Source organism: Bacteroidales bacterium (assembly GCA_035342335.1).
In the GTDB taxonomy this organism is placed as follows: Bacteria; Bacteroidota; Bacteroidia; order Bacteroidales; family JAGONC01; genus JAGONC01.
Genome location: DAOQWY010000002.1, coordinates 73,705 through 87,096, shown reverse-complemented (window position 1 = coordinate 87,096; position 13,392 = coordinate 73,705). Strand labels below are relative to the sequence as shown.

9 protein-coding genes are annotated in these 13,392 nt (G+C 47.5%); all 9 read right to left on the bottom strand.

Going from position 1 to position 13,392, the window contains the following annotated elements; all coding sequences use genetic code 11:
- Positions 1-30 precede the first annotated feature (30 nt).
- Entirely contained in the window at positions 31-1,509 is a 1,479-nt protein-coding gene (locus PKI34_01590; GenBank protein ID HNS16497.1) for a TolC family protein, read from the bottom strand.
- A gap of 33 nt (positions 1,510-1,542) precedes the next feature.
- The gene (locus tag PKI34_01585; protein ID HNS16496.1) at positions 1,543-2,895 is read right to left on the bottom strand and encodes an ABC transporter permease; all 1,353 of its coding nucleotides are present in this window, start codon (positions 2,893-2,895) and stop codon (positions 1,543-1,545) included.
- 6 nt (positions 2,896-2,901) lie between these two features.
- Positions 2,902-4,320: an efflux RND transporter periplasmic adaptor subunit gene (locus PKI34_01580; protein HNS16495.1), complete on the bottom strand. Its 1,419-nt coding sequence runs from the start codon at positions 4,318-4,320 to the stop codon at positions 2,902-2,904.
- Between the two features lie 19 nt (positions 4,321-4,339).
- A complete protein-coding gene (locus PKI34_01575) occupies positions 4,340-5,323 on the bottom strand; it encodes a MoxR family ATPase (GenBank protein ID HNS16494.1) in 984 nt (327 codons plus the stop codon).
- A gap of 27 nt (positions 5,324-5,350) precedes the next feature.
- Positions 5,351-6,733, bottom strand: a complete 1,383-nt coding sequence (locus PKI34_01570) for a peptidylprolyl isomerase (protein ID HNS16493.1) — start codon at positions 6,731-6,733, stop codon at positions 5,351-5,353.
- 49 nt (positions 6,734-6,782) lie between these two features.
- The gene (locus tag PKI34_01565; GenBank protein ID HNS16492.1) at positions 6,783-7,658 is read right to left on the bottom strand and encodes a hypothetical protein; all 876 of its coding nucleotides are present in this window, start codon (positions 7,656-7,658) and stop codon (positions 6,783-6,785) included.
- On the bottom strand, positions 7,633-9,642 hold the full coding sequence (locus PKI34_01560; protein HNS16491.1) for a peptidylprolyl isomerase: 2,010 nt from the start codon (positions 9,640-9,642) through the stop codon (positions 7,633-7,635). Before PKI34_01560 ends, PKI34_01565 begins: the two co-directional genes overlap by 26 nt.
- 28 nt (positions 9,643-9,670) lie before the next feature.
- Entirely contained in the window at positions 9,671-11,143 is a 1,473-nt protein-coding gene (guaB, locus tag PKI34_01555; GenBank protein HNS16490.1) for an IMP dehydrogenase, read from the bottom strand.
- Between the two features lie 94 nt (positions 11,144-11,237).
- Positions 11,238-13,331, bottom strand: coding sequence for a gliding motility-associated C-terminal domain-containing protein (locus PKI34_01550; protein ID HNS16489.1), 2,094 nt, complete (start codon positions 13,329-13,331; stop codon positions 11,238-11,240).
- Between the last annotated feature and the right edge of the window lie 61 nt (positions 13,332-13,392).

The following is a 13,392-nucleotide window of genomic DNA, read 5'->3' as shown; positions in this document are numbered from 1 at the left end:
TTCATCTTTGCGCACACAGAAGGTATCAAATCATAGTATCTGATTAATATCGAGGGTGATGCGTTTGTTTTGATGGAAGTCAAATAAGGTCAGCAGGCGGATCTGATAATAATTGCTCCAGTAGGAATGGAGAGCTGCGATATAGGCTTTCCGGTTTGTATCCGTATCGGTCTGGGCGATATTCAGTTCAGTGATTTCGATGGTGCCAATGAGGTAACGCTGTTTGGTCACTTCGTACCTTTTCCGTGCGACTGTATCGCTTTTTGCTGCAATTGCCAGCTGGCGGTTCTGCATATTGAACTGCATCACTTTCAGGAAAATTTCCTGTTCGAAGTCAATTTGTTCCTGCTCGATGGAAGTTTTGATCAGCTCCTGGTTGGATTCCGCAAGCCTGATCTTTCCTTTGGCGAGGCCCCAGTCGAGTATGGGGATCTGTAATCCCAGATAAATCTGCTGCTCGTCCAGAGGATCATGGTAAGCATCATACAGATCGATTCCGGTCTGTGTCAGACCGAAGACAAGATTCAGATCGGCACTGAGTCTGTTTTCCATCCTGGCCTGGTTGACACTGGATTCGGCTTCCAGCAGCCGCCGGTTGAAGGCAAGTGCGTCCGACCGGTTGGAGCGTGCTTCCCGGATGGCATATTCATAGTCGATCTTGAAATCGGATACATTCGAAGGCGGGACCAGTTCGATGGCAACATCGTCTTTGATGCGCAGAAATGATTTCAGCTCAAATAGCTGCATTTCCAGATCCAGACGTGCCTGCTCGACGCTGGAACTGGAATTCAGCAGGTTCAGTTCCATTTGAAGGAGTTCATTTTCAGCAATGGTACCCATGTTAAATCTACCGCGGGCAATCTGGAACAGGGTATCGTAGTTGGCCTGGTTGATCAGCTGAATATCCAGATTAATTTGTGCAAGCAGCAATTGAAAGAAAAGGTTGGTCGCTTTAACAGAAATTCCTTCCAGATCTTCAATATAGGTTCGTTTTGCTTCGTCGTACTTGATTGGTTCGATCTTTCTGTCCCACCGGAACTGGTTGAACTCAAAAATGGGCTGACGCAGTCCTATGTTCAGGGGAGAGGTCAGATAGGAAGTTTCAATGGAGTCGCTTATGTTATCGATTCGCTGAAGGCTTGAACTCATATAGATCTGCCCGCCTGTGAACGGGATATTCTGTGAGATGGACATATTCAGCGATGTTCTTGCTATTTGACGTTCCAGGAACACCTCACTTCCATCGGACTGGGTGATCACATCAATTGACCGGCTGAAATCGGGCAGAACTCCATTGAGACGAAGAGAAGGTTTATATCCTGCCTGATACGTTTTGAACTCCCAGTAGCTACCTCTGAACCTGTGTTTTGCGATGAGAGCATCGGGTGATTGCACCTGTGCGATCCGAATGACCTCCCCCAGGGTGAGGTTTATTTTTTTTTCCTGAGGCCAGGCCATCAAACCCCATAAACCAAAGAGAACAAGGAATCCTGTCCTCTTTATGTGCATTCTTTTGATCATGCCAGGATTATATTACGTTCACTATTCATATCGTAAGGATTCCACCGGATTTTGCCGGGCAGCTTTTCTGGCTGGCATATAGCCAAAGAGAATTCCGACGGCTGCCGAGACCCCGAAAGAGATAAAAATGGAAGCAGGTGAGATGATCGTCAGAATGTCGGTCAGTTCCATGATGATTTTGGAAAGTACAATTCCCAGGATGATACCGATCAGGCCACCGGTGACGCTGATCATGATGGCTTCAGCCAGGAACTGGATGATGATGTCTCTTCGTGTTGCACCGGTTGCCATCCGGATGCCGATTTCCTTGGTGCGTTCCATCACCGAGGCCAGCATGATGTTCATGATGCCGATTCCTCCGACGATCAGCGAGATGCTGGCAATGGCTCCCAAAACGATGTTAAAGATATCTTTGGTGCGTTGCTGTTGTTTTAACAGTAATTCGGGCACACGTATCTCAAAATCACTGACACTGGCGTGGCGGCGAAAGAGCATCTTTTCCAGTATTTTGGTTGTCGGTATCAGTTGATCGCTTTCTTTTACCTGCACCACGATTTTATCGAGTTGGTTATCTTCTCCGCCGGTGGTTCCGCCACTTGAAACTGACACCACTGCGTCGCCCATGAAGTACGTCCCTGACCTCAGGGAACTGGAAGATACCACAGAGCGGTCCCGGTATCTCAGCAGAACGGTTTGAATGGGAGCATAGATGGAATTGTTATAATCCGTGATGCCCAGGTTTTCCGAAGAACCCTCACTGACGATCCTGTTTTCGAGGATGCCAATCACTTTTAGCCATATATTACCGCATTTGATGTATTTATTGACCGGATCTTCCTTGGCGAAGAATCTGGCTTTTATGGAAGGCCCTATGATGCAAACCGGAGCAGCCCCGGTCAGGTGGTTTTCATTAAAAAGGGTCCCTTTGCTGAGGTTGAGGTTATAGATCTCAAAAAAGTCGGGTGTGACACCGGTCAGCCTGGCCTGTTTTTGTTTTCCATCTTTCAGTATGTATGTTTCATAGACAACTTCCGGGCTGATACGGCTTACAGTTGGGACGATGGTTTGAATGCTCAGAGCATCCTTGAGAGTGAGGCCGGGTGAAAATTTCTGTTTGACCTTGTCACCCTGATCTTCTTCGCCTGCACTGGTACTTTCCAGTGCAGATGCGGGTGTAATGACGATGTTGTTGACACCGACAAGTTTGATCTGTTCCAGGATCTCCTGTTTGGCGCCGGAGCCGATGGCCAGCATTGAAATGACCGCCGCCACGCCAAAGATGATCCCCAGTGCCGTGAGTATCGACCGGAACCGGTTGGCAACCATCGCCTCAAAAGCGATGTTGAGGATATGGATATATCGTTCAGTACGCATATAGTACTAACGTTGCCCCCGGGGTCTGGTGGGCGGGGCGCCGCCTCCCGGCCGGGGCTGTAATCCGGGCGAGGGATTGCTGCCCTGTGGAATGTTGAATCCGGGAGGCAGGGAGTCACTCACCGGTCCTTTCCGCACCCGGCTGAGTTTTTTCGTTTCATCCTCTTTCAGGAGCCGGCTCACGATGGAAGTATCCAGCATCGCCCATTTATAACTGTCCGGATTTTCAGGTGCCAGCAGCAATACTTCCGCATTGCTGTCAAGACCAGCCCGGATAATGATCTCGTTCTCATTGCTCTCACCCGTTATCACCTGCTGGCGGTAGTTCTTTGTGGTGAAAACGTAGCTGATGCTGTCGTTGGATTGAAGTGCTTCAAGGGGTATGAAAAGCACACTGTCGATGACGGCTGTGATGATGGTATTTTTTGTCGTCATGGCAGGCCGCAGGATCGAATCCGATTCATTGACCTCGATGATCACCTCGAAGACCTTTGCATTTGAATTACTGAGCTGCTCACCGATATTGGCCACTTCGGTGACCACTCCCGTATATTTTTTCTCCGGAAAAGCATCGATGCCGATGATCACGCTTTGGCCGGTTTTCACCCTGCTTATATCTATTTCATTTACATATGTTTTGGATATCATGCGGCTAAGATCGGGAAGGGTGGCCACGATGTTATCCCAGGTACTAAGTGTAGAGCCGACTCCCTGCTTGGAGCCGTCGAAGTTGCGTCGGTAGATCACCATTCCCGATTGGGGGGCTTTAATGACAAATTCGTCCCGGATAGCTGTAAGCTGTTCAAGATTACGTCTTTCCTGCGAAAGTGAAACTTCAACCTCCTGCATGGTCGCCCTGGACTTTTCGAGTTGAAGCTGGTATCCTTTGATCGCTTCCTGGTAATCCCTTTCGGCTTTTTCCACATCGATTTCATACTGCCGGATGGTTGCCGGGGGCTCGTATTTTGACTGTTCCAGCTTTAAGCGTTTGGCCTCCAGGTCATATTTCAGGTTGATCAGCGCGTTGCGTGAACTTCTCAGATCCATTGAGGTATCAAGGCGTGTCTGGATGTATTGCGACTGAAGTTTTTCCACTTCACTCTCCAGGTCTTTGATATTGTTGCTGATTTCCGTCCTGTTCAGGGTTGCCACATATTGTCCGCTGTCAACAAGGCTGCCGTCGGGTATGATGTCTTCAATTTCAACATTCCAGATGCGCAGGGATCTCAATCCGGAGGGTCCGTATATCTTTTCCGAACTTTTGGCCTCGAGTTCACCGGTAGTTGTCACGTTGATTTCAAAGGTACCTGTTTTTACAGGGGCGGTAATTTTCATCGTGGAGGAGTCGCTGGAACGGGTGAACATCAATAGGGCAAAAATGACCAGTACGATTACAGCGAATCCAATATAGAGGTAGCGTTTCATGGCAGAAAGTAAAAAACGGTTACTTGAGGAATTCAGCGATAATGTCGCTCACCTTGATGCTTTCAGCTTCAGCTTTGTAGTTAGGGACAATACGATGGCGAAGGATTGCAGCGGCAACCGCCTGAATGTCTTCAATGTCAGGGGAGTATTTTCCATGGATCGCAGCGTGACATTTTGCCCCGATGATGAGGTATTGTGAGGCTCTTGGTCCCGCCCCCCAGGTGAGGTAGCTGTCGGCCCAGGGGTGGGCATCCCTGGTATTCGGCCGGGTCCTTGACGCCAGGTTGACAGCATAATGGTACACATTATCCGGAACAGGGATTTTACGGATCAGGTTCTGAAAGAAAAGGATTTCTTCCCGTTCAAGGATGACTTCAGGAATCGATGTCTGTTCGGTAGTCGTATTTTTTACAATGGTAATTTCTTCATCGAATGAAGGATAATCCAGCCAGATATTGAACATAAACCGGTCAAGCTGAGCCTCTGGCAAGGGATAGGTGCCTTCCTGCTCGATCGGGTTCTGGGTGGCCAGCACAAAGAAAGGTTCCTGCAGTGCATACGAGGTTCCTGCAACGGTGACCGCTTTCTCCTGCATGGCCTCCAGCAGGGCTGACTGCGTTTTCGGCGGCGTACGGTTGATTTCATCAGCAAGGATGATATTTGCAAAGACAGGCCCCTTTACGAACCGGAATTTTCGATTTTCATCAAGTATCTCAGTCCCGATAATATCGGAAGGCATCAGGTCGGGTGTAAATTGTATCCTGCTGTAAGAAAGGCCGAGAACTTTTGCTATCGTATTGACCATCAGTGTTTTTGCTAAACCAGGAACGCCAACAAGCAGGCCATGTCCTTTACTGAAAATGGAGATGATCAGGTTATCGATCACCTGTTCCTGCCCAATGATCACTTTGCCAATCTCTTTTCGCAGCTGCTGGTATTTCTCCACAAAAGCATCGAGGGCTTCAACATCATTTTTAAAGTGCATGGATTCTGTTTTTATCATTAAGTTAAGGAATTAAGGTGCAAGGGATCACTTGATCCAATTGTTCAGGAAAACACAATCCCTGTATTTTTCATTGACCTTGATATAGGTGTCCTGGATTTTTTCATCGATCCAGTCACTGATCAGACCGTCCTGCTTGTCGGCGAGCGCCCAGGTCTGCAGTTTATTGTAATCCTCAGTGAGGTTAGCGCGATGAGGTTCGGTCCGAACCTTCAGGTAGAGGATCCGGTATGCTTCTTTATTTTCATTGGTAAGGAATCTGGCTGGTTGTGAGATCTCACCCACCTCCAGTTGGTCGACAATAAAAAACAGGCTTGGATCGAGCTGGTCAGCCTCAAAACGGGAGCTATTCGTCTCCGGATTAAGGATGAGTCCTCCGCTGATGCGGTTTGGATCATCGGAGAATTTGACAACGGCTTCATCGAAGCTAAGGGAATCACTGAGGATGAGTCCGGCAATGCTGTCAAGTCTGGAGCGGGCCATTTCCATGGATTCCGGTGATACCTTCGGCTGGATCAGGATATGGCGCGCGTTGATATATTCTCCTTTTCGTTCAATCAGCTGGATGATATGATAGCCGGCTTCTGTTTTGATGACCTCCGAAACGTCTCCGGGATTATTGAGATTAAAGGCGGCAGCCTCGAATTCCGGATACATTGTACCTCTGTTGAACATCCCCAATTCACCGCCTTTGCTGGCGGAGCCAGGATCTTCAGAGTAGAGAATGGCCAGTGTCAAAAAATTTTCACCTTTCATGATCCTGTCTCTCAGTGCCTTGATCTTATCATAGCTTCTGGAGAGTTCCTCGACAGTGATGGGGGGATTTTTCACAATCTGGCCGATTTCATATTCCACACCGATCAGTGGAATGCTGTCTTCAGGGATTGAACGCAAGAATTCCTTCACATCAGACGGGGTGACCTGGAGGTTTTCAGTTATTTTGCTCTGGACTTCTGAGATTTTCATCTCGTTTCTGACCAGTTCCCTCATTTCTTCCTTGATTTCCAGCACTGATTTCTGATAAAATTCTTCCAGTTTCTCCTGCGAACCAAATTGATTGATGAAGTACCTCAAGCGCTGGTCCATTGCTGATTCCACTCTGCTGTCGGAAATTTCCACACTGTCAAGTTCCGCCTGGTTCAGAAGAAGTTTCTGATAGAGAAGGCTTTCAAGGATTTGGCATCGGGCCTGTGAACCGCCCAGAATACTTCCCTGTGCTTTCAGCTGGAGGTACTGGGTTTCAATGTCGGAATGCAGGATCACGTTTGACCCGACCACACCCACGACTTCATCGATAAGTTTTTCCTGGGCAGGCAGCAGAAAAGGTGTCATTAACAGGATCAGCAGGATGATCCTGCCAGGTAACTTGAACATGGAGCGTGGTGTGTTGTGATTGTATAACTGATTCATCCGGTAAATATTGTTCTTATAAAGGGTATTCGAATCACCAGCGGATGGATTAAAAGATCTCAAAACCGTTGGTATTCATAGCCTCCTGAAGCATTTTCCTTCGCGTTTTTTCAATGAGCTCCGCCTTCCTTTTGTTAATAATGATGTTTCGAATATTTTCCTTTTCAAAGCTCAGGGGCGAAACACCTTCCTGTATTTTGAAATCAAGAAACCGGATGAAATAATAACTGGAACCATTGCTAAATTCAACATACTTATTGTTCTGAAGATAGGTCGTCTGGTTGTAGGTCTCAAGGGGAATGCTCTTAACAAGTTCAGAAAACGGGATCCATTCGTCCTGTATGTAATAATCACAGTCGTTTTTATCACAGAAAGAAGCCAGATCGTTCAGGTCGGCAGGATCATTCGAAAGCAGCAATCGTTTAATTGGGTTGTTTTTTCGCGGTACTTCCTGCAGGATCACAAAGTGAACCCTTACGATATTTTCCTTCAATTCGAAGTTTTGTTTATTATCCTGGTAATATCGGGATATTTCCTCGTCACTCACCACAGTATCCATATATTGTTTTATGAGGAAGGATTCATAGGTGTAAATAAGCAATGAATTGCGATAGTTTTGCAGCTGGCCCTTGAAGTTTTTCTGATCTGAGCTGAGGGATTCCTCTGCTGCCTGGATCAGCAACTGCTCTTCGATCCACTTGTTGATGAAATTTTTAACGATCATGGCACTATCCCCGGGGCTGGTCTCATTTGGGACAATACCCTCTAAATCAGAACGATACAGGTACGTATTGTAAACCCTGGCTATCATTTCATCTTCGCTTGTCCGGAAAAATCCCGAACCGCAACCCTGGAGAAGCAGGATCAGCAGTAATGAAAGATAGTTCAGGAAGGATTCATTATTTAATGGATTCCAGTACCGCATGGTTGATTACAACGGGATATTTAGCACGTAATTCTTTAATCCATTCCTGTTCAAGGTAGCTCTGATAGTCGGCCGTAATGATCCCGCGGGCTTCACTGAGAAGTTTATACCCGGGCGGGAGGACCTCGTGAATGACAACAAAACTGGTCGTGTCGTTGGTGACGATATTCTCCGATACACCTTTCTTCCATTCAATCCTGTCAGCAACTTCATTGTCCCCACGTTCGTATTTATCGCTGAAAATGGTCAGGATCATCAGTGAATCCTGATTGATCTGGCTCAGGATATCATTTTTGGGTGTATTCTTTTTAGCAAGTTTTCTGACCGTTTTGACCTGGTCGGGTGAGGTCAGTGTATAGATGGTGGCATCAATACGCTGATCCCAGCGATAGTTCTCTTTGTTCAACTCATAGAATTTTTGCAGCCCAAGGGAGTCCTGGATTGCTTTCGACCATATTTTTTTATCGGTAAGTTCGAACAGCAGGATGCCATCACGGTATTCTTTCATCAGCATTTTGAATTCAGGATATTTTTCTTCCAGGCGGCTATCCTCATAGTGGATGATCATATCGTCTGAATATTGGCGAAAGATTTTATTAACTGAATGAATGACAGATTGTTCGGCCGACAGACCTTTTTGATTTTTTGCGAGAAAGTAAGCAAAGTCTTCCTGTGTGTATTCATTTCCGTCGAGGACAAACAAAGGCTTGTTCATTCCTTTTGCAGGAGAAGGATCCCAGGAGCCCCGGAGCAGTGAGTCAGTGACAACGGAATAGAATTCCGTCAGGTTCTCAGGATATTCGCGGTAGCCATACAGGTTTTTCATTTTAGCGACAAATTGTTTCTTGCTTTTACTGGCCCGGTCGTTCCTGGCTATTTTCTGTTTGATCTCAGAATTTCTTTCCTCGAACGTACCGATGGGTTTTTTATCCAGCAGTTTCACGATGTGCCAGCCATAGGAAGTGAGGAAGGGGGCAGTGAAATCGTCCATTTTTTCAAGGCGGGATACTTCAGTAATAAATTCAGGGATCATCCGGTTCACCCCGAACCAGGGTAGTATGCCTCCTTTGTCAAAGGTGCCTTTATCGTCGGAGTAAGTTTTGGCGACCTCTGCAAAGTCTTTACCCGCTATAAGCTCACGATGGGCTTCGAAGGCTTTGTTTTTCAGCCGCAGTGAATCATCGGCAGTCGGGTTGGCCGGAAAGGTGATCAGGATGTGGGCGACCAGTACCTTGCCCATGGCTTTCTGCTTGTCGGTAACTTTGATCAGGTGATATCCGAAATCGGTTCTGACCGGTTCCGATATCTCTCCGGGGGCGATAGCATATGCTCCGCTTTCAAAAGGGTAGACCATATCAAATACCGTAAAAAAGCCAAGGTCGCCATGATTTCCTTTCATTGGAGGCCGGTTGGGTGCAGCAGGCCGGTCTTTGGAAGAAGGATCATCGGAGTTTTTTACTGCCATTTCACCGAAATCCTTGCCACTTAAAAGCTCTTTTCGGATATTCATGATCTTCTGGTAAGCAGCAAGTGTATCCGTGGGCAGGGCATCCTGGCTGATCCTGACCAGGATGTGGCTGGCACGGATATCATATTGCATCCGGTCATAAGCTTCCCGGATCAGTTTCTCCGTGGCGGATTCATCGGTCAGGTAGGGTTGGGCAAGCTGGGTCCGGTAACCGTTCAGTTCCTGAAGGAAGGAGCGGACGGTGTCCATACCCAGTTCCTCGGCCTCCCTGACTTTTAGTTTGAAGTTGATATACAGTCCGAGATAGTCATCCAGTGATTTTTTATCGATCACTTCATTGTTCACATTGTTTTTCAGGTAAATATTGAGGAATTCAGTTTTTGTGACCTGTTCTTCCGCAATTGTTACCAGAACATCATCGTTCAGCGGCTGTGCACAGATCTGGGAGCCGGTAGCGGCTGCAAGCAGCACAAACAGCGTGATTTTCCTGACACTTTCCATGAGCTGTCTTTTCATTGTAATGATCGTTAGTATTCAGTGACGATTATCTGCTATAGTTAGGAGCTTCCCGGGTTATTGTAATGTCGTGGGGATGACTCTCGGCGATGCCTGAAGCTGTGATCTTAATAAACCTGGCCTGTTGTAATTCCTTTATATTTTTGGAACCGGTATAGCCCATGCCGGCCCGGAGGCCTCCGACCATCTGGTAGATCACTTCTGACAGGGTCCCTTTAAAGGGAACGCGGCCGACAATACCTTCAGGAACCAGTTTCTGGATATCGTCCTCCATATCCTGGAAGTAACGGTCCCTGGAACCTTTCTGCATGGCTTCGATTGATCCCATGCCGCGGTAGGTTTTATACTTTCTGCCCTCAAAGATGATGGTCTCCCCGGGTGATTCATCCACTCCTGCAAACATGGAACCCGCCATGATGGAATGGGCTCCTGCAGCGATAGCTTTAACGATATCGCCCGTATACCGGATCCCTCCGTCGGCGATCACGGGAATGCCGCTTCCTTTGAGTGCCCTGGCAACGTCACAGATAGCCGTGAGCTGCGGTATCCCGATACCGGCAATGATACGGGTTGTGCAGATGGAACCCGGACCTATGCCGACTTTCACGGCGCCAACACCAAGTTTTTGCAGATCCCTGGCTGCTTCTGCAGTGCCTATGTTTCCAACGATCAGCTCCAGGTCGGGGAAGAGGTTTTTGGTCTTCCTGGTCATTTCCATGACCCCTTTTGAGTGCGCATGGGCCGTATCGATGACGATGGCGTCGACGTGCTGTTCATAGAGAGCGCGGACCCGTTCGAGGGTATCCGTTGCGATGCCGACAGCCGCAGCCACCTGCAACCGTCCCTTGCTGTCCTTGCACGCATTGGGACGTGCCTTGATCTTTAAAATGTCCTTGTATGTGATCAATCCGATCAGCTTTCGGTCTTTATTGATCACCGGCAGCTTTTCGATCCGGTATTGCTGGAGGATTTCAGCTGCCTGCTCAAAGGTGACCACTTCAGAGGTGGTGATCAGCTTATCCTGCTGGGTCATGATCTCGCTGACCGGTCTTGACATATTGCGTTCAAAACGAAGATCGCGGTTGGTTATGATCCCTACCAGTTGTTTGCTTTTATTGACTACCGGAATGCCACCGATCTGGTGTTCTTTCATGATGGAAATGGCATCAGCCACCAGGGCGTCATCATTCAGGGTAATGGGATCGATGATCATGCCGCTTTCAGCCCGCTTCACCTTTTTCACTTCCAGCGCCTGTTCCTCGATGGTCATATTCTTATGAAGGACACCAATGCCTCCCTCCTGGGCCATGGCAATGGCCAGTTTGGATCCGGTGACCGTATCCATGGCAGCTGAAACGATCGGGATATTGATTTTTATTTTTCGGGTGAACTGTGTAGTAACGTCCACCTCACGGGGCATGAGTTCAGAGTATTGTGGTACCAGAAGTACATCGTCGTAGGTGAGGCCTTCCCCGGTGAATTTATCAGGATACATTGCCATACGAAACTTTTTAAAATTCTGGCAAATTTAAAAAAAACAGGGGATTATTTGCTGTACTTCAGTAAATATATCATTGCAGGAAGAGTTCAATCTATCATCGGAGCAGCGTGACCGTTCCTCTCTTTTGAAAGATCCCGCCTTCAGGGGAAACGTACTGGATGAAATAGACATAAACGCCATCGGGGGCAGGTATGCCGCTGACCTTGCCATCCCAGCCTTCATCACTGATTAAGATTGATTCATAGACTTTTTGGCCCCAGCGGTTATAGATCAGGAAAAGGAAGGAAGCCTGCTCGTCAGGGAAACTGTTCTTAGGGGTAAAGAAATCATTTTCACCATCGTTATTGGGAGTGAAAGCATTGGGCATACGGATTTCCGTGACCTGGGCCAGGCCAATTTCATTGGAAAAGCCCGACAGTGTGTCGGGAAGCTCAACATCTTTCGGGATAATGCGTGCTTCCACCAGGTAGGAGAACCGGCCGCTGCCTGCTGTCAGACTGTAAACCGCGTCGTCATAAAGAGTATCCGATCCAATAGTGATGATGGTATCGATCACACCCTCCAATTTCCTGATCAACCGATAAGTGGTTACCTCGCTCAATGTGCCTTGGTAGCGGTTCCAGAAAAGATGGTTCACCTGGCCATCGGTTGTGCCCTGCAAGTAGATCGTCCGGACCTCGATGGTATCCATTAAATCGTCTTCATTTGAGTCAAACCATGCCTCGTTGCCGCAACCATCCAGTATGACCGTTTTATAGAAGTAGGCATGTTGACCGACCTGTGCAGTCGTGTCGGTCAGGTGGATCGGATTCATTGAAATCGTGTCCACCAAAACCTTCCTGATCGTATCATAGGGATCATTGATGCCGGTTCTTCTCAGCAGGACAAACGTCGTTGAATCCGGAAGGGTGTCCACATATGCCGAAACGTCGATCTGGTCGTTGGTAAGCGTGTCCACCGTGGCCAGCTGCAGGTTCAGTGTATCGGGCTGCTCGGGACGGTTGGCCGTAAAACACTGGATACAGGAAGTGGAGGATTTTCCGCTGGAATTTTCTGCCCTGACAAAAAAGCAATAGGTGGTATCCGGTTTGAAACCCGTCTCGTAAACTGTTTGAGTTTCCTGGGTTTCCATTACTGGTTGCGATGCATAGGTGGTAGTATCTATCTGATAAACTTTGTAATTCGTTGCCGGAGGAACCAGGGAAGATACAGCCGAATTCCATTCAAGGTCAATGCTGATATCGCAATAATTCCATGATATGGTATCCAGGTAAATTGTGTTCAATGGATTATAATTATCAAGGAGACTCTCATTGCCGCAGCTGTCTATGGCTGTAATCCGGTAACCTATGGATTTGTTCCGGGCATAGGGGGCAGTATCCACGAAGTGTATCGTATCTTTTAAAATCGTATCGCATGCATGGTATGGACCATAATCCCCGGGAACCGTGTCACGATAAATGATGTAAGCCATGATGTCCGGCATATCCGCAGGTTGCCAGGAAACGACAACAATACCATTGTAACTGACAGATACTGAATCCATTTGAACAATGGGAGGGGGTATTCCATCATAAAGGTCAGCGCTATCTGCTGACGACCAGGAACTGCAGCTTGCACCGGGATCCGCATATTCAATCTTATAACGTATAGGAGTCAGTGTCTTTGAACAATAAGGGTATGTAATCGCATCGTGGTAATTGGTATCCAGGGTAGTACCAATCGCCTGCCATATATTTTCACCTGATGCCTGCCGATAGATAGTGTACTGTCCGGCAGCATCATTTTTCACCGGATTCCAGGAGATCACCGCAACTGAGTTGTTATTATTTAGAGGATCAACCGAAAGAAACATAATTCTGAGCGTATCTGAATACGGGGATGTACCCTGGCTGTCCTGTGTTTGCAGGCGAAAATAAATAGTGGATGTTATGGCAGATGTTTCCTGGTAAGAGAAAGAGGTTGAATCGTGATGCGGAGCAAAAAGCGTTGGATTAATGAAATTTTCATCCAGAGATCTTTCCAGGCGATAGCTTTCAAAGGCAGTGTTGTCGATCGTCCAGGTGATCCTGATGGACTCGCCCATGACCGAAACACATTGCAAGGTTGGCACAGGTTGGGAAATCACCTGTGAGAAGCTGAGAACCAGCAAAAGAATGGGCACTATCGATCGGAACGGTTTGTTCATGAAAAAGCCCTCTTACCTTGATTCATGCAAAGATACATGGAATCTTAACGATATTATTGAC